This window comes from Paenibacillus ihumii (assembly GCF_001403875.1).
Lineage (GTDB): Bacteria > Bacillota > Bacilli > Paenibacillales > Paenibacillaceae > Fontibacillus > Fontibacillus ihumii.
Genome location: NZ_LN884299.1, coordinates 3667417 through 3686891, shown reverse-complemented (window position 1 = coordinate 3686891; position 19475 = coordinate 3667417). Strand labels below are relative to the sequence as shown.

Annotated in this window: 15 protein-coding genes; 11 read left to right on the top strand and 4 right to left on the bottom strand. The window is 40.1% G+C overall.

Going from position 1 to position 19475, the window contains the following annotated elements:
• The first annotated feature begins 123 nt into the window (after nt 1-123).
• The gene (locus tag BN2762_RS23760; RefSeq protein WP_055109288.1) at nt 124-651 is read left to right on the top strand and encodes a DUF2569 domain-containing protein; all 528 of its coding nucleotides are present in this window, start codon (nt 124-126) and stop codon (nt 649-651) included.
• A 93-nt stretch (nt 652-744) separates the two neighbouring features.
• On the opposite strand, the gene BN2762_RS23755 is transcribed toward BN2762_RS23760, so the two are convergent.
• From BN2762_RS23755 to BN2762_RS27095, 4 genes are all read right to left on the bottom strand, one after another.
• A complete protein-coding gene (locus BN2762_RS23755; protein WP_148500000.1) occupies nt 745-1383 on the bottom strand; it encodes an ABC transporter ATP-binding protein in 639 nt (212 codons plus the stop codon).
• 1 nt (nt 1384) lies between these two features.
• A complete protein-coding gene (locus BN2762_RS23750) occupies nt 1385-2908 on the bottom strand; it encodes a hypothetical protein (protein WP_055109286.1) in 1524 nt (507 codons plus the stop codon).
• On the bottom strand, nt 2905-3636 hold the full coding sequence (locus BN2762_RS23745; protein ID WP_055109285.1) for a hypothetical protein: 732 nt from the start codon (nt 3634-3636) through the stop codon (nt 2905-2907). The genes BN2762_RS23750 and BN2762_RS23745 overlap by 4 nt, the downstream gene beginning before the upstream one ends.
• A gap of 171 nt (nt 3637-3807) precedes the next feature.
• The gene (locus BN2762_RS27095; RefSeq protein WP_148499999.1) at nt 3808-4212 is read right to left on the bottom strand and encodes a hypothetical protein; all 405 of its coding nucleotides are present in this window, start codon (nt 4210-4212) and stop codon (nt 3808-3810) included.
• 365 nt (nt 4213-4577) lie between these two features.
• Here BN2762_RS27095 and BN2762_RS23740 point away from each other — a divergent pair, with 365 nt between their 5' ends.
• The 10 genes from BN2762_RS23740 to BN2762_RS23695 all read left to right on the top strand — a co-directional run bounded on the left by BN2762_RS23740 (nt 4578) and on the right by BN2762_RS23695 (nt 19464).
• The gene (locus BN2762_RS23740; RefSeq protein WP_316246823.1) at nt 4578-5174 is read left to right on the top strand and encodes a DL-endopeptidase inhibitor IseA family protein; all 597 of its coding nucleotides are present in this window, start codon (nt 4578-4580) and stop codon (nt 5172-5174) included.
• Between the two features lie 41 nt (nt 5175-5215).
• Complete coding sequence (locus BN2762_RS26600) at nt 5216-7474, top strand: glycoside hydrolase family protein (protein WP_055109283.1); 2259 nt, start codon at nt 5216-5218, stop codon at nt 7472-7474.
• The gene (locus tag BN2762_RS23730) at nt 7431-8441 is read left to right on the top strand and encodes a hypothetical protein (RefSeq protein ID WP_055109282.1); all 1011 of its coding nucleotides are present in this window, start codon (nt 7431-7433) and stop codon (nt 8439-8441) included. Before BN2762_RS26600 ends, BN2762_RS23730 begins: the two co-directional genes overlap by 44 nt.
• 400 nt (nt 8442-8841) lie before the next feature.
• A complete protein-coding gene (locus tag BN2762_RS23725) occupies nt 8842-9423 on the top strand; it encodes a hypothetical protein (RefSeq protein WP_055109281.1) in 582 nt (193 codons plus the stop codon).
• Nucleotides 9424-9524: 101 nt separating this feature from the next.
• Nucleotides 9525-12050 (top strand): NlpC/P60 family protein, encoded by a 2526-nt coding sequence (locus tag BN2762_RS27915; protein ID WP_055109280.1) that lies wholly within the window; start codon nt 9525-9527, stop codon nt 12048-12050.
• Nucleotides 12051-12070: 20 nt separating this feature from the next.
• Nucleotides 12071-13603 carry an RCC1 domain-containing protein gene (locus tag BN2762_RS23715; protein ID WP_055109279.1) on the top strand — a complete coding sequence of 511 codons (1533 nt, stop codon included), beginning with the start codon at nt 12071-12073 and terminating at the stop codon, nt 13601-13603.
• 241 nt (nt 13604-13844) lie between these two features.
• Nucleotides 13845-15401 carry a hypothetical protein gene (locus tag BN2762_RS23710; RefSeq protein WP_055109278.1) on the top strand — a complete coding sequence of 519 codons (1557 nt, stop codon included), beginning with the start codon at nt 13845-13847 and terminating at the stop codon, nt 15399-15401.
• Between the two features lie 561 nt (nt 15402-15962).
• Entirely contained in the window at nt 15963-17282 is a 1320-nt protein-coding gene (locus BN2762_RS23705) for a hypothetical protein (protein WP_055109277.1), read from the top strand.
• A 97-nt stretch (nt 17283-17379) separates the two neighbouring features.
• Nucleotides 17380-18396 carry an NAD-dependent epimerase/dehydratase family protein gene (locus tag BN2762_RS23700; protein WP_055109276.1) on the top strand — a complete coding sequence of 339 codons (1017 nt, stop codon included), beginning with the start codon at nt 17380-17382 and terminating at the stop codon, nt 18394-18396.
• Nucleotides 18397-19464 (top strand): dihydrodipicolinate synthase family protein, encoded by a 1068-nt coding sequence (locus BN2762_RS23695; protein WP_055109275.1) that lies wholly within the window; start codon nt 18397-18399, stop codon nt 19462-19464. It begins immediately after the preceding gene.
• The last annotated feature ends 11 nt before the right edge of the window (nt 19465-19475 follow it).

Here is a 19475-nt window from a genome sequence, read left to right as displayed (position 1 = left end):
AAGGGGCTGTCAACTAGCAAATATTCTGAAGGGGGAAGATGAATAAGTTCATACAAATACATATAAAACGGGTTGATTAAAATTGCTAATACATATTAGTAATAGGTAAAGGAAGTGCTTTTAATGAAGATTAATTTGCTGCCAACGAATCATTCAAAGAAAAGACAGCATACGTTTAATCCTGATCGATTACTAGGCGTTTCGGGGCTAGGCGGCTGGTTGATTTTAGTGCAGTTCGGGCTGATCATGTCATTAATAGCCCTGTTGGTTCAGACACCTAGATATTACTTTGACGTAATCGACGATTGGATAGTTCTAACCTCCAAAGCTTCCGAGCTGTATCACCCTTTGTGGGGAATTACATTCGTTTTTGAATTGTTGTATAATACCCTTCTCATCGGTCTACTAATATATACTTTAGTTATGTTTTATCGAAAAAAGTCGATAGTGCCTCGTTTAATGATTATTCTGTACAGCACTCATTTAATTTTTAATATCATTGACTTTGTTCTAATCCATCTAAATCCTATAGCCTCTCAAATGGATGACGGTTTATTAATCATGGATGTGTTCAGAGCGGCAATCCCATTTGCCATTTGGGTTCCTTATTTTCTGAAATCTAAACGCGTGAAGAATACGTTTGTCAGGTAGAGGGTGGTTCGATAAATAACAAACGACCCGTCTATAGCATGTTAGTGCAAAGGCCGGATCGTGAGGGGGAGCTAATTAATGTCCGAATGGAATTTAACGAATTTGCTCTAATCGTCGTTGATTAATTTGATAAACATGATCACATAACAGGTCAATATCCTCTTTATTATGACTGGTTAGGAGGATGGTTTTACCATCCTCCTTGAAGTCTATAAGCATGTTGCGTATATTTTGAACACTTTCTTGATCCAATGCGTTAAATGGCTCATCAAGCAGTAATACTTCTTGGTTTTCCATAATCGCTTGAGCGAGGGCAAGTTTTTGCTTCATTCCTAAAGAATAGTGTTTTACTTTTTGCCTTGCATCTGGTTGCAGACCAACACGAATCATTGTATTTTTAATATCTTCATCTGTTATCAAACGTTGTATATCAGCCAGTTTCTTAAGGTTATCAAACCCAGTTTTTCCAGGGATATAACCTGGTCGATCAATAATAAACCCAATCTGTTTAGGAAATGTTGATGATTTGCTTCTATATTTTGAATCAATAATTATATTTCCTTGATCAGGATTAACAAACCCGCAAATCATTTTAAATAATACTGATTTTCCTGATCCATTATGACCGATAATACCATGAATTTTACTCTTATCAAATGAGGCTGATGCCTGTTCAAATAATATATTCCCTTTAAACGATTTGCTTACCTTTTCAATTTTAATTAAGGACAAATCAATCTCCTCCATCGTGGATAATTTTGTTGCGCCAAAACAATACTGTAATAATGATCCATTCAAAAGCAATGTATGAAATTAACTTCAAACTAATTTTAAACTGATTTATAGAATCCTCCGTTACAAAACCAAAACTATTCAAGGCTGATGGCAAAATACCATTCTTATTCATCATGCCAATAACAATAAGGAATCCGAGTATAATAAGGTTACCAGAAGAATTGTTCCACACCCAATGAACGATGAATACAGCAAGAAAGTAGAATATCATTTGAAGTAATCCATTTATTAGGTAATGATAAATAAGTTGGTTTATTGTGATTGAGGGGACTACATTTAGTGCAAGGTCTATGGATAGTCCTTTTGCAAATCCAATAAACAGAATTATTATAGCCCAAGAAAACAATAGTATCCCAATACTAGCCATGTTTTTCAATAGCAGTTTTAAAAACCAACGGTAGTAAGAACGGTAACGGAGAATCTGATAGTACATTAATCCGCTTGTTATATGATAAAGTTGCAACTGTAACAAGTAAGCGAATCCATAAAAAATAAGGCAATAGAACAAATATATAGTCAGGTTGAACCCTTTCTCGGATATTCCGAAAAATTGTATGTAGAAGTAATCCCACATCGTTACAAACGACTCCACTTGCTGTACTGAGGATGCTAAGATTCCAACAACACATATAAGAATGTATACGAAAATTTGCTTCCATTCCCTAATCATACCAAAGATTTTTTTTAGATAGCCTTTTTTTATGAGCCATATAATCCATTGAAAGAAAAATATCGTCCCGATGGGAACAGTAAAGGCAATTAGAAGAGTCGGCCAAGCATAAATAGCAGAGGCAAGAATCATATAATTATCAATTCTAAACCAAATGTTCCATGGAGCTACCATACGAAATGATACTAATCCTCCTATAAAATAGAAAACCGCAAGTAACATTAAATTTAGCGAGCGTGGTACTAAAACGTAAAAAACAGCCATGCTAGTATGAATGCCCAGTAAAAACAAATGAAGTAAGGCGGGCTGAAGGATAAGTAAAAATAATGGAAACAGTCCGCTTTCCTGAAAAACTTGGCTGTAATTTCCGAGTGTTTCTTTATTATAAGCATATTCGCTCCAACTGAACTCATATGGTAACCCCCAGGATACCAATAAAATAATGATAAGCCATAGACCTTGAAACAAAAAGAGAGTTATGAACACTTTGACTGTCGTATATGTTACCCACTGATTAAAGCCACCTGTTCGATATAGTACGAATTGATCCCATTCCCTATACAATATATAGCAGCAGTATAATAGCCAAACAGGAAATAAAAAATAAAAAATGAAAATGGGGTCATTGAACGATTGAAAGATCACATCCCACTGATTTATTTTCAATCCCAATCGAATGGCTGACTGCTCTAATTGCATTTTTATGGAGGCTATATAGGGAAATAAACAAACAATAAGAACAATCCATTTCCATGAAAAAAATTGATCGAGTAATAATTTGATGATTCTCATTGAAAGCGATCCAGTCTTTTAGATATATTGAGATAGACCAACAATATCAAGCATAAAAAAATCAAGAAAACAGAAGGTATAAATGAAGTCCATATGGGAAGCTGCATATAATTAAAAGGAAAAAGAGTCTGATAAAATTGATATTGAATCATGCCAAGCATGCCCATAAAAAAGCTTTGAATTACGTATAATCCAAAAGGAATCGATAGTGCTAAGAGCTTGTTATCGATAAGCAATACCAGCAAAAATGCCAATGATGCAAAAAGAGCAGCATTAAATGCCACCCATAAAGAATAGGTAAGGCCGTACACTAAAGTACCATATTTAAAAAGCTGACCAAAGGTATTTTGGGTTAAAGTATATTCTTCAACCGTGGTATGGTTCAAACTGAAAAAGTTTTGGTCAAACTTTACTAAACCAATAGAAGGTTCAACATAATAGGCAAAAGCGAAGTAGCTAAAGATAAAAATAAAAAAGACACTAAATGTAAGGATAAAATTTGTTGTGAACTTTATAGCTAGTATTTTTTTAATAGAAATTCGTAACCTAGTATAAACTATAAAACGATGACTAATTTCTTGGGCAAATGCTCCTGTGTACACAAGTATAGAGAATACTACAAATAAAATAGGTACAAAACTATCAAAAAAGAAGGTGAACACATCATATTCGCTTGTAAAAGTATAACCCTGATAACGGAGCAAAAAATAGAACATTGGCACCGCCATAAGAATTAAACACCTGATAATCCACTTTAAATTAAGTACGCTCCTCAATTCGTCAACAATCCGATAGGTATATATCGCCCTGCACCCTTTCAATCAAATGATAAAATATGTAATCAAACATAAAAGGGAGAGTATGATTTGTATAATCATACTCTTCCAGAAATAAAATCTTTAATTACTTCTCCACTTATAAACAATGTTAGTGCTTTTTGTAGTTGTTAAATTAGAACTAAAATGAAGACGTAAGTTATCTCCTTTTGATTGTGGGGCGCTTAAGTTATAAGTATTACCACCTTTAACATCTCTCACCCATGAGCCGTTTACTCCATTTGAATTTCCAGAAGTCCCCTCTGTGCGAACGTCAATTTCATAACCTTCTGTTGCATTCATCTGTAACCCTGCCTGTCCTATATCAGCCTTTGTTTGTGTACTTGAATAAGCACTTCCATTCCAACCAGGCAAGGACTTGGATTCTTCTGAACTCCAACTTGTTCCCGCAAAAACACTACTACCCATAACTAGCAATGATACTGATAGCGTTAGAATACATAACCTTTTTTTCTCAAGGACCATCATAAACACCTCCATTTTGTTTTATTATTACAAAATAAGCAATCAACTACATTCTATTATTTAATTTAATAAAAGTAAATACTTCTAAAAGAAATAAAAAATGGAAATACAATAAATTTGTGCAGTGTGCAAAAATATAAGCGAGAGGTGTCTGAATTGCGACTTTTTTCTTATTTGTGAAAAAGCTGCCACTCAATTAAAAAAGCCCTTGTTCCTAAATGACCAAATAGGCTTAGGACTAAGGATATGCTAATGAAAATAATAGTAATCACCCTCAGGAATATATGATATATTTTACAATAATTAAGGTAGGTTCCAGTTAGAGTAAGGAGAATGGCAGGCTGTTTTCGATATACACCAACTCAAAAGTGAAAGGTAAAGGAAGGGATGGCGTGAGGGGTCTTTTTAATCTTTTATACATAATTGGGTTGACCTTGGTCCTATTTTTGTCAGGTTGTAATTCTAGCAAGCCTGTAACGGGTGCGAAAGAGATTGAACCGATTTCATTAAATAATCAAATGGCTATTCAACTGCGAAATGAGGCTATTACGAAATTATACACGGCTCTAGCAGAGGGTGGGGAACAATGTACCTCTTCGTTCGAAGAGAGGTTGGCTGATGCAGAGGAGTATTATTATCACTTCTGCAGTGATCTGGATACGAGGGAGAAGATCACGGCCTATCTTAGGACGAGCTATACGGAATCTGTAGTCAGAGAGATGCTGGATAACTACCCGATCAAGGTTATCAACGACAAGCTTGTGTACTTGCCGTATGAAGTCGGTTCCTTGCGTGAATGGGAAAAGGCCAGGGTGATTGGCATTATGGATTTTGAGGAAAAGAGTGAAATTAGGTTTGAAGTGCCTGATGTCGATGGAGAGACAGAAGTTATTACTATAGATGCCGTATATGAGGCTATCGATGATAAGTGGAAGCTGGATACCGCCCCGTGGGAGTACATCTAGATTGCCAGATGCCATAAAATTCTATTGAAAGGATGCTATGGATGAGCATTAAGGTTGATCCCCAAAAAGTAGATGAGTTATCTGCACAAACGAAAAAATTCGGCGCTTTCATTGAAAATGTGGAGTGGAATGTCAATGAATCCATTTCCCAACTCGTTCGAGATACGCAGAATCAGTATCCGGAGCTGTACGGCAGGAGTGAGCTGAATGAGGTAGAGCGCCTGCTCAATGAGATTCGGAAGCAAGCGGAGGGTATTACAGGAGATCTTCGCGATAAAGCGAAAGTACTTACAGACGCGGCTGCGCGTTATCGCAAGGACGAGGAAGCGGTTAAAACTAGCACCAAGAAGAAGTACGAGCCTGTCCCCCCATCCGCGTATTATTCTGCAAATGGCGGACTTTCCGGCAAAGACCTCACCAGCTATTTACAGGATGCATTATTTCAGGATCCAGTGGTTCAAAAGCTGCATCAGCTGGCACTCCATGGCACGGAAGCAGAGAAGAAGGAAGCCAAGGAGAAGCTGGATGCGATTTTCAAGGCGAGAAACACCATTGCTCGTGCCCAGGTGGCCTATACCGTATATAAGACGTTTGGCAATACATATTTGATGGAACAAGCACATAAGGAAGCGATGAAGCAGCGGGGGATTTTGAAGGGGTACGGCATCAATGAGGAACTTTACGGGGAGAAAGTTAACATAAGCGAATACTATAAAGGAAGCCCACTTGAGGCATGCTCTTATGACCCTTCGATGCAGATCGTGAAGGATGGAAAGTTCGTGCAGGTGCTTATGCCGCAAGATAACCAGTATCAATATTTGCTTGGCTTGGTTATGAAGGGCGGAGCTCAAGGCGCATGGGCTCAAAAGCAATTGGATGAAATACATAAGCAGCTAGGTGAAATCGGCCGCGCCCAAGTCGCATGGCATGAGTACAAGGCCAAGGGCATGACGAAAGAAATGGACGGGGCCCACACTTATGCGGAGAAGGTTCGCGGGATATTGAAGGACAAGTATGGATTGTCATCGGCGATGGTTGATGGCGTAATTTATAAGCATTTGTGGACGGGAGCGGGGCCTGCGGGGAATTATTTGAGGGTGCAGGAGACGGTGGTTTTTGAACCCAAGGAAACACCTTATGAAAGTACCGTACTTGATATCTTACTTAACCCTGCATACTTCAGTCAGGTGGATTCACGATGGGCTAATAAGATGTATTCTAAGAAAAATGATAAGAGTCAGACGATAGGAACTTCCGGTTGCGGCCCTACTTCTATGGCAATGATTCTTTCCACTCTACTTGGCAGAGAAATAACACCGGTAGAGTTGTGTGACTTTGCTTTGAAACATGGTTATAGGACATTGGATTCTGGTACTAGCTGGGGGTTTTACAAAGCTGTCGCTAAAGAATATGGATTAGAGTGTATACAAACTAGCAGCATAAGTGAAGTTAAAAAAGCATTAGGTACTGGAGATAGTATGGTAGTTTCCTCCATGGGTAAAGGACACTTTACTAAAGGCGGACATTTTATTGTAATAAATGGGATGGAGTCAAAGGGAGATGATATATGGTTTAGTATCTTAGATCCTAATAGTAAGAATACTAGCTATGGAAAAGATGGGAAAATTATAGTCGGCACTAAAGATGATGGAAAAGTTAAAGCGATTGAAAGTGTTATAAAATCAGAAGCTAAGCAGTATTGGATCTTTACAAATCCGAATCCTATTAAGGTTAAAGATGGCAGTAGTCCGATATCTGCAATACCAGAGACTAATGTGAAGAAATCAGGAACCCCAATTAAGGAACTAAGTAATAATGCGGTTAAATTTCTTCATGGTTCTGAAGGTTTTTCTGCCTATGTGTATAAAGATCAAGCGGGAAAAGATACGATTGGATATGGACATTTAATCAAACCTGGGGAAAAGTTCAAGGAGCCTATGAGTGAAGAGGAAGCAAGGGCTCTTTACAATAAAGACATAAAAAAATTCATTGATGCGGTAAATGAATTTGATACTAAATATTCTTTAAATCTTACTCAGAATCAATTTGATGCACTAGTAAGCTTTACTTATAATCTTGGTGAGAATTTTTGGAAAGGAGACTCAACGTTAAAGAAATTATTAATATCAGGCAAGTATTCAAATGAGGAGCTTAAGAAAGCATTCGGTATGTATCATAAAGTTACAGAGAATGGTGTAAAGAAAGCTTCAAGAGGCTTATATAATAGACGAATTGATGAAGCGGAGGTTTTTTTATATGCGGAGTACAAAAGGGATACAGCCAGACCTCTTCCAAAATAATAAGCTTATTATACTGTTAATCATGTTGGTTATGATTTCTGGCTGTAAAGATAATACTGGAACAATTGCAAACGAGGGGAATACTCCTGTAACAGTAGATAACAACGCAATAAATCAAGGAACAGAGGTAATAAAACCAACAGAAACTAACAAAGAAGGAAGTGGGGGAGACACAAATACTGAAATCCAAGAAAATGACTTTTTCGGGATTTGGAAAATCACAAAAGTATTACCAGGATACATTAGTGGATTAACCCAAGAAGAGGCAGATGCTTACATTGGTAGGCAGGTCACATATATGCCATCATATTGCGAGTATGACGGACAGACCCTACATCATCCTCACTACAAATATGAACAATTACCAACCTCTGAATTCATTGAGGGGTATAAATTATCTAATGAAGATTGGAATATTGAGGAGGAATACATTACAAGAGTAGAAGTATATCAGGATAAAACTCAAACGCAGCCATGGCAAGAATACGTTAGTAGTTTCTATATCATCAATTCGCACTTGATAATTAGTATAGAAGGAGACTTTTTTCAAATGGATCGTGTAATAGGCAATAATTTGAGTAGAACAATCATAAATCCTGCTACAGTGGAAATAGGTCAAAGCATAGGTGAATTAACTGTTTCGGAGATAGATGCTTTAGGAAAAGGAGAAGACCTACAAATTAATGATATTACCTTTTCTGGAGAAATAACGGTCACAGGAACGTATGAATGGGAGGATACAGGGGATGGATTTGGCTATATCATTACTGTTGATGAAGAAGCGATACAGAGAATTCCCTTATTCGAGGACTTTCCCGATGAAAGAACTTTGTTTCTTAGTAATACAGAAGAAGCGAAGAAATTACTTTCTTCATCCAGCGGCAATGCAACATTTGTCATAACTAATTATTCTATTGGTTATCGACAAATTATGATGAGTGCGGATTTAGTGAAGGTTATGGAATAAGAGCGGTGAGAAGGTAGAGTTTATAAATCAATAAAATATCGTATGGAAGACACCATGATTCTGTGTTTTAACCTACAAAAGATAACTCACATGAGGCCATGCGAAAGACAAGAAGGAGGCTCTCTTAGTGAGAAAATCTAAATATGTAATTCTGATATTTCTAGTCCTGCTTGTAATGCTAACAGGTTGCCTAAAGCTAGAAACTCGAATTACAGATCTACCGAATCATTTGGTGGATTCTAGTGCCAATGAAAGATGACTTGCTTGAGATTAAGCGAAAAACAGAAGGAGATTGTAATTTAAAAAAACAAAGTACAAGCTCGGATTTGTTGTTTTGCTAGGCGTAATCCTCATCTTACTTGCAGCAGGATGTTCTTCAAAACATGAAGGAATTCAGCCTGTGAATGCGAATCAACAAGCTCCGGAATTAGATAAGCTCTTAAGTCTAGAAGAGGCCAAAAGAATAATACTTCAAGCTGAACAAGATCTCACGCTGCTCAAGGAGCAGGAAGGTGATAGTCATCTTATTGGCCATTTTGGCGTTTCGCCAGTGTACAGTCTTGCTTCCCCCAGCAGGCAAGAGCTGGAGAATGCTCTCTCCAAATATTTTAGCCAGGAACTAATGAAGTATGTTCTTATTACTCATGAAATCGTATGTACAGAAACGGAATGCGGAAACTATGGAGATAGTGAAGGTCAATATGTAGTTAATACTGAGGGGAACTTTGAAATGCTTGAGCAGACAGAGCAACGTGCTGTAATTCAAGTTCCATTTACCTTTGAAGGAATAAACGAAAATAATGAGTTTCCTGATACCACGGGTACCTATACTTTTGTAAGGCAAAGTAACGGCGGCTTCTTAATCACCGACATATCTCAGGAATATAATGATCAGTTGTACAACTATGAAGAAGAATTGCTGGTAGATCCTGATCCAGATTGGGGCATGGGAACCGATGAGGATATTCCTTACATTACGTAGGATGTAGGATGGCAGAGAGTATTGTTGTAATGTAAAGAAGGATTTCATGGCAATTAATAAATTCATCAATAATTATTATTTTTATAGAAAGGAAGCCGTTGATGAGCATTAAGGTCGATCCTAAAAAGGTAGATGAGTTATCCTCGCAAACGAAACGATTCGGCGCTTTCATTGGAAATGTGGAGTGGAATGTCAATGAATCCATTTCCCAACTCGTTCGAGAGACGCAGAGCCAGTATCCGGAGCTGTACGGCAGGAGTGAGCTGAATGAGATAGAGCGCCTTCTAAGGGAGATTCGGAAGCAAGCGGAGGGTATTACAGGAGATCTTCGCGATAAAGCGAAAGTACTTACAGACGCGGCAGCGCGTTATCGCAAGGATGAGGAAGCGGTTAAAACTAGCACCAAGAAGAAGTATGAGCCTGTCCCCCCATCCACATATTATTCTGCAAATGGCGGACTTTCGGGCAAAGACCTCAACAGCTATCTACAGGATGCATTATTTCAGGATCCAGTGGTTCAAAAGCTGCATCAGTTGGCACTCCATGGCACGGAAGCAGAGAAGAAGGAAGCCAAGGAGAAGCTGGATGCGATTTTCAAGGCAAGAAACACCATTGCTCGTGCCCAGGTGGCCTATTCCGTATACAAAGCGTTTGGCAATACATATTTGATGGAACAAGCACATAAGGAAGCGATGAAGCAGCGGGGGATTTTGAAGGGGTACGGCATCAATGAGGAGCTTTACGGGGAGAAAGTTAACATAAGCGAATACTATAAGGGAAGCGCACTTGATGCATGCTCCTATGACCCTTCGATGCAGATCGTGAAGGATGGAAAGTTCGTGCAGGTGCTTATGCCGCAAGATAACCAGTATCAATATTTGCTTGGCTTGGTTATGAAGGGCGGAGCTCAAGGCGCATGGGCTCAAAAGCAATTGGATGAAATACATAAGCAGCTAGGTGAAATCGGCCGCGCCCAAGTCGCGTGGCATGAGTACAAGGCCAAGGGCATGACGAAAGAAATGGGCGGGGCCCACACTTATGCGGAGAAGGTTCGAGGGATATTGAAGGACAAGTATGGATTGTCTTCAGCGATGGTTGATGGTGTGGGTTATATGCATTTGTGGACGGGAACCGGGCCTGCGGGGAATTATTTGAGGGTGCAGGAGACGGCGGACGATAGCCATACTGCTAGTCTTACTAATGCAGATGAATTTAGAAAAGCAATCATTGAGGAAGCCAAATATTGGGTAGGAAAAATACCTTATTGTTTGGACACAAAAATTACAACCCAAGTTTTAGATAAGAATAATCCACCACCCTATATGGATTGCTCGGACTTTACTTCTTCTGTATATAAAACTGTACTAAATATTAACATAGGTCCAACAACAAAAGACCAAATTTTAAGAGGAACAGAGGTAGATCTAAAAGATTTGAAGCCAGGTGATCTGATTCTTTTTGGTAAAAAGAAAGGCACACCTAGCCATGTTGGTATTTATATTGGAAATGGAGAGTTTATACACGAGGCAGGGAGTAACACGAATCCGAAGAACTTATCCGATAAGAAACAAAACGTGAAGATTGATAAATTAACTAATACACACTGGAATCCACGTATTATATCATTTAGAAGAATTATTCAGGATGATAACACTATTGTAAACCAACCATCCAAAAAAACTCCATTACCTGTAAAAGAAATTGAAATTGTTCCTGATCAAGTGGATACTTCAAAATCGGGAGACTATGTATTTGAAAAAGAATTGGCAAAGTTCCCGGAATCTTACAGGCCGATGTTGGAGAAGTTACATGCGGCGCATCCAGAGTGGCGTTTTTATGCAGATCATATTAACGTCGACTTTAATAAACTGATTGATGCAGAAATGAAATCAGGTCATGTTTGCACATCAGAGATTAAGTACGGTTATAGTGATAAATGGAAGGATCCTAAATTTAAATACGACAAGGGATACTTTGCTGCTTCTAAAGAAGCGGTGTCATATTTCATAGATCCTAGAAATTTTATAAATGAGAATCAGGTCTTTCAATTTCTATCTGCGAAATATGATGCTAACACACAGAATATAAATGCAGTGAACAGTGTTCTTAAGGATGATCTAAAGAATAAAGGAACATCATTTTTGGAGGCAGGAGGAGATAAGGTAAGTGCCGTTTTTCTTGCAGCAAAATCTACTGTCGAAACGGGAAGTGGAGATTCACCTCTATCTAAAGGTAAAGTTAATGGGTATGAGGGTTGGTTTAACATGTATGGTATTGGGGCTTTTGATGGGAATGCTGGTTTAGCAGGGGCAAAGAAAGCTAAACAAATGGGTTGGAGTACACAAGATAAAGCAATCGTAGGCGGAGGTAAATGGATTTATGATGAATATGTTAGTAAGGGTCAAGATACTTTGTACAAAATGAAATGGAATGTTGAAGGATTTGAGAAGAACGGTTCTATTTCCCATCAATATGCCACACATATTAAAGATGCATTCATTAAGTCTTCAAATTTTGCTAAGGGGCTAAAAGATGTAAAAGCTCCCATGGTTTTTAGGATACCTGTTTACAACAGCATGCCATCACAAATTTCAAAAGAGCCGAACTCAGCACAGTCGAAGTTGTAGAGACAAAGGAGGATCTCTAGTTGAAAAAAACAAAATATATGATTAGTTTATTGGTTATATTTTCCATTCTTATATCAGGTTGTTTTGCAGAGGAATGGAGAACAGTAGACAATAAGAATCATTTAATAGAATCTAATTCTAATATTAATAACGAGAACGAAGATACGGGTCAAACATATTCAAATCTAGTAGAATCACCTTCTATAGCTGCTGTAAATAGCCATTCCTTGGCAGTCGACCATCAAGGTATTCTATGGATATGGGGAAAGGTAACTAGTGATACTAATTCAGATTTGCAACTTAAGCCGAGAAGAATAAGTGGAATATCAGATGTTTCTTCAGTGGTCGGCAATTGGGCATATACCTTAGTGCTAAAAAGGGATGGTTCCGTCTGGGGATGGGGAGACAATCGTGATGGTCAGCTTGGAGATGGTACATATATTAGTCGTTTAAAACCAGTACAAATTATTGGCTTAGAGGACATTCAAGCAATCGATGCCCGTGTAACTAGTGCCATTGCCCTAAAGAAGGATGGGACCGTATGGACGTGGGGAGATAATATGTTTGGTCAACTAGGAGTTGATCGTGACAATGGAGAAGTTCCTGCCCAAGTGCCAGGATTACAGGATATTGTATCTGTAACTGCAGGAAATTTAGGAAGCCTTGCACTTCAAGAAGACGGAACGGTGTGGGCATGGGGATATGGTCCTCAGTTGGATTTAAATGTAGAAGGAGTGGGGCAGGACATACCTGCCAAGGTAGAAGGAATAAATGATGTCGTAGATATATCAGCAATAGGGGCGGATATCTTAGCTTTAAAGAAAGATGGCACAGTTTGGAGCTGGGGGAGTGGCGGTCCGCCAATCATGGTGGAAGAGTTAACAAATATTAATGCTATAAAACAAGGAATTACATGGAGTTATGCAATTGATCAAGATGGTATTGTGTGGATCTGGACAGGCAATGAAAAGCCCAGAAGGATTCCGGGTTTGTCGGATATTGTATCCATTGCAGGTGGAAAGGATTATACAATTGTTGTTGATGCCGAAGGGAACCTATGGTCGTGGGGTGATAACACATACGGTCAATTAGGGGACGGCACCACAGAAAGTCGAGAAACTCCTGTACAAATCAGCTTAGAGGAAGGGGCAGCGATCGAGAACGATTATACAGATCAGGATGTATTCACATTAAAATACGACAATACAGAAATTAGCTTTTCTGTCGAAACACCTTCGTCATGGAAGGATAAATACTTTGTAAAGCAGCAAGAAGATTGGGTCGGCATTTATCACAATACTACTTTACCGCTTGAGAAAGCAGCTAACTTGTTATCTTTTCATATACTTAGCCTTAAGGAATGGGAAGAATATTTAATAGAAATGGATGATGGATACCCGCTCAAGAAAGTAGGAGAAAAAGGTGATCTGATCATCGTATCTACTCAAATTGCCGAACAACCATATTCTAGCAGCACGAGTGAAGAGACGGAAGAGGTTATGCGTATGTTAGAGGACATAGATGAGGTTAGGATTTCGAATATTTACGATTGAAATTTTGCGTCATATTTACATTTCTTGCTGTCTGCACAATCTGATGATACTACGTTCTAGAAATGCTTCTGAATGCCTATCAGTCCGCAATTGAAGAAGTGATTATTGAGAATGATTTCCTCTATTTACCGCGAACAGCAGAAATATGTAGCAGATCAATATGCGACAAGACAGAAGGAGATTGTATTGAAGATGATGCCAATGTCTACAGCCAAAATGGTAAAAAGGTGGGAAGTATCAAGTGAAGAGAAAACTATTATTCTGGGCATTTATCTCAGTACTGGTCATTATGTTAACGGCTTGCGGAGGGAAAGTACTAAAGTCAGGCGGAGATGAGGGAAAGTCAAGGGCCAATCCTGATCCTGCAGTCCATTTCGATGCCGCATATGACTTGAAAAATCAGAACTTCTACGAGCGCTTTATTCATTATATGAATTTGGATAAAGCATCTCTGATCGATACACTGCAGCAGGATTTTCAAGAAGCGCCTGTAGAGGGAGCAGATGATGAAGGAGCAGCATGGCTCAAGCTGGAGAAGGCCGGATTGGTATTTCATTTGACGGAGGAAGAGGGCATTCCCGTTAGTCATGTGGATATTGCTGAACTTAGCCCGATTCACTTCGGCGAGACTAAGGCCGGCATGTCATTTGTGGAGATTATGAACCGAGCGGGTGAAACGATGATCATGTCCTCACCTTCCGGCGAAGGGGATGACAAAGAATTCAGCTTGATCTATCCAGTGAAGGAGGCAAGTGTGGTTTTTTCAACCGAACAGGTCTTCGAGAAATCAGCCAAGATGATGGTGAGCTCCTGGGGCTACTATGACGAAGAGCCCAAATTGCTTAGCGCGCGGGAGGTTCAATCCTATTACGGGTCGTTTAAGCTTCCGGAGAACTGGGTAGGACATATCTCATTAGAGAATAGCGTCGATATGCAGCTGATTTCATTTTTGGGTCAGAAGGGAGCTTACCCCCTGGTTCAAATCGAATATTTCCATCCAAGTGATACAGAGAGCCGGCCAGATGACGTTCAGGTTGTTTGGAAAAATGAGGATGTGCTGATTACTGCCAAACTAGGGTCTAACGAGCCTGCTGACAAGAAGGAAGCAGAACAATATCGTGTTATGAGGTCTGAGGTGGATAAGATGCTGGATACATTTAAATGGGACTTGCAAGCGGCTAATGTTGAAAGAACGCCATCCACGGCTTGCCAAGCCGCAGATATCACGGAAGTAGGGGAAGTTGGCGCTGTTTTTGAAGCTTATTTGTTAGAGCGTGAAGGGGATAACTCTGAGGCTGGAATGGATGTGGCTTATGAGGAATTAGGGCAATGCTACACGGAAAAGCTGAACGATTTCCTAGCGGAAAACAACGCATTGAAGAAGCTGGCAAATGAATTGAGAACAAGCATTTCAGACGTTAATACGTATTGGTTCGAGCTGCATTATTATGCGGATGGGGGAGGAACCATGTGGTCGCATCTGTCCATCAGGCAAGGCAGCACAATTGACGCGGCTATTTATGGCTATTTAAGACAGCAGAGCTCGGAGAAGAAGGGGCACGTCTCTCAAAGCATAGAGTTTGACAAGCGATTGCAGCAGCTATCCGAATACCGGGACTATTACCAGCAGAACTTCGTTGAGGCATTGAACGAAGAGGACCAGGCGCTAGTAGATGAAGCTAAAGAACAGTTGGTGAACTCCTATGATTCTCTGATCGCTGTTCTGAATACAATAACTCCTAATCGTGCAAGCGTGGATTTACTGGAGTATTTGAGCAGTTACTATACTGGTGAATGAATAAGTGTTCCTCATTAAAATAGGAATGGGGAAAATCAGAGTATCGCGGTTTAATAATAGCTGACAAGTCCTCGAAGAGTATTGTTTAAATTTTTTCTGAAGAATGGTGGTATTTGGAACCCACGATCGCTGCCTTCAGGTAATAGATGGAAGTTGGGCTAAAACAAATAATTTAAGGTGAAATAGAGTAGACCTTGAGTGGCACATGCCTTTCAAGGTTTCTTTTTGAACTGGACACATACCCTGAACTTCTGTGATATATACGAATGATTATACGGATGATAAGGTTATAAGGATAATACCTATCGCAGGATAGATTATTTCGGGAGTGAGTGTTAAAATTACGAATTTACTCAAAAAATGATAAGATAGTTCTGCGTGGACACGAGCTGAAGTATGAACTAAGTATGAGGAAAAACGGTGTGCGAGCAAGTATAAGGGTTGTTAAGCTAAATGACAATATGACCAATTTAGTTGGAGTTTCGGAGACAAGAGATCTCGTTATAAAACAAAAATCATCACAAGAGGCCTGCAAAATATTGAAAGGAATGACCCATACATATGCAAATTAAGATTGGAATCGTTGGCGCGCAGCTTGTCGTAGATAAGCTGTTAAAGGTTATAAAGGCATTTCCTACATTTACTCCGCTTGTACGGATCGTGAATGATGAGGAGAAAGTCCCGTCGGCCGTTGAAACGTTGATGCTGGAGGTAGAGGTGCTTCTATTATTCGGAGCGCAATCGCATCGTAAAGTGAAAGAAAACATCAATGTAACGGTTCCGGTGCATTATGTTCCACTAACGGGAGCAGGGCTGTACAAGACGTTATTTCGCGCATTACAGACAGGTCACCTCAGCGGCGGCATATCCGTAGATTCGCTTACGAAATCCATGGTTATGGGTACGCTCAAAGACCTTGGGATTGAGCAGACAAAGGTGGTTGTTTATAGCGGTCCTGCTCATGCTTCACCGGACAAGCTGTTTGAATTTCACCATAACCTGTTGAGCACAGGTGTATGCTCATTCGCCATTACAGGGGTGGAATCGGTAGCACGGAAATTGTCTGATCTTCAGGCTGCGAACGAATGGCTAATTCCTTCGGATCAGGACATGAGCGTGACGTTGGAGCGTGCGCTTCTATCAACGGAATCCCGACGCAATAAAGAATCGCAAATTGTCGTTGGGATGATTAAGGTCGATGATTTTGGCAAGTTGGTGATGAAACGGAATAATGAGCATGAGGTTCAAAAGCTAAAGCTGGATATTCATCGTATGGTCTTGGACTATGTTGAATCGCTTGATGGCTACTTGACACCGCTAGGTGGAGATGAATATTTATTCTTTACCACTAGGGGGATTTTTGAGAGGGAGACGGGTGGCTACAAAACGATTCCATTAGCCAAAGACGCCAATCATTCATTAGGGATTTCATTAAGCTTGGGAGTAGGGTTTGGAACCTCGGCTAATGAAGCGGGGACAAATGCCAGGATCGCCCTTCGCAAATCCGTTGAAGCTGGGGGAAACATTTGCTTTATTATTCGTGAGGATCAGACGCTGATCGGCCCTCTCGAAATGGCAGATCCCATCCAGAACGTATTGACGCCAACGCATGCGGAACTTATCAAAAGGGCAGAAGAGGCTGGTATGACAAGCGCTTATTTAAGCAAACTGCTATCTTACACAGCAAAGTACGGCAAATATGAATATATGGTTCATGAGCTTGCTGCTTTGCTTGATATCACGGTACGTAGTGCTCATCGGCTGCTGTTACTCTGGATCGATAATGGACTCGTTGATATTTCGGGTGTGGAGAAGGTTCCTAAAGGAAGGCCGCGGCAAATTTACCGATTTTCTTTTTTGAAGGATAAAACGATAAATTAATTCATTTATCGATTTAAAGACAATTTAAAGATTTGTCTTTATATCACCCTTATAGGTATGATGGAGTTAGATTCATACTAGAAAGGGGAAAATCGCATTGAAAACACTTGAAGAGCTGGAAGCGAAATTAGCTGAGCCCTCTGAGGATTTAGTAAGGGATTTAGCTTCAGTAGACGGAGATATCATGATTCTTGGAGTAGGCGGAAAGATGGGGCCGAGCTTGGCTAGGCTTGCTAAAAATGCGATCCGTGAGGGCGGATTAAATAAGCGTGTTATCGGTGTATCACGTTTTTCTGACGAAGCAGCAAGACGCGAGCTAGAGGATGCAGGGGTCGAGACGATTTCCTGTAACTTATTGAATGATGATGAGCTTAATCAACTGCCTCATGCAGACAATATCATTTATATGGCGGGTAATAAATTTGGAACAACGGGCAGAGAGCATTTCACATGGGGGATGAATACTTATTTGCCAGGCAGAGTGGCGGAGAAATTTAAGGATTCCCGAATTGTTGTATTTTCATCAGGTAATATTTATCCCTTCATGCCTATTGGTAGTGGTGGGGCAAATGAGTCGGTATCGCCTGAGCCGTTAGGAGAGTACGCCCAATCCACTTTAGGCCGCGAGCGTATTTTTGAATATCATTCCCATAAAAACGGGACGCCAATGCTGTTCTATCGTTTGAATTATGCGATTGATATGCGTTATGGTGTGCTATTGGAAATCGCGAAGGCTGTGAATGAACAACGGGTGATTGACTTGACTATGGGGCACGCCAATGTGATTTGGCAGGGAGATGCCAATAAGATGGCGTTGCGTTGCTTAACAGAGTGTTCGAATCCACCAACTATTATGAATATTACCGGGCCAGAAACGATGTCTATTCGTTGGGCTGCTGAAGAATTTGCGAAGCGTATGGGCAAAGAGGCCCTGTTTGAAGGTACAGAATCAGAGATTGCGCTGTTGAATAACGCATCGAAGTCACATCAGCGCTTTGGATACCCGTCTGTGTCATTACTTCAAATGATTGATTGGCTGGTTGAATGGATCCAAGCTGACGGAGCAACATGGAATAAACCGACTCATTTCCAAGAGAGAAAGGGGAAATATTAAATGACTGCTGCTACACTTTCCGCCGAATTGTTGGAAGCGCTGCATGAAGGGCTTGTCATACCAGCACATCCTCTAGCTTTGGATGAGAATCGACAGCTGGATGAACGACATCAACGTGCGTTAACTCGATACTATGCTGCTTCAGGAGCAGGTGGAATCGCCATCGGTGTCCATTCGACACAATTTGAAATTCGCGATGAACCTTATAATTTATTTGAGACTGTTCTGCGAATAGCCGCAGAAGAAATCGCGAAGGCGAATATACAACGTCCCTTTATTAAGGTGGCAGGGATTTGTGGGCCTACAGAACAAGCAATTAATGAAGCAAGATTTGCTCAATCACTAGGTTATGATGCAGCACTTTTGAGTATGGGAGGGCTAACGGACTGGAGTGAGGAAGACATCCTGGAGAGAACAAGGCAGGTAGCGGCTATTATGCCCGTTATCGGTTTTTACTTACAGCCATCGGTGGGTGGTCAGATCTTCAGTTTTGACTTTTGGTGCAAATTTGCAGAAATTCCTAATGTAATCGCTATCAAAATTGCCCCTTTTAATCGCTACCAGACAATTGATGTTGTACGCGCTGTGTGCTATTCCAGCAGACGGGATGAAATCGCAATATATACGGGCAATGATGATAATATAATCAATGATTTATTAACCACTTATCGCTTTGAAGTCGCTGGTGAAACGATCGAGAAGACCATTGTCGGAGGATTACTAGGTCATTGGGCGGTTTGGACGAAAAAGGCCGTAGAATTGTTGGAGGAAATTAAGATTGCCCGAAAGCATGGAGAGCTGTCAAAAGAATGGTTAACAAGAAATGTACAAGTAACAGATACGAATGCTGCATTTTTTGACCCCGCACATCAATTTAAAGGCTGTATACCAGGTATACATGAAGTACTGCGTCGCCAAGGCTTGCTGCAAGGCATATGGTGTTTGAATCCAAATGAAACGTTGTCTCCGGGACAAATGGAGGAGATTGATCGTGTATATCGGGATTATCCACAACTACACGATGATGATTTTGTGTCCGAACATCTTGCAGAGTGGCTTGACAACTAATAAAACAGGAG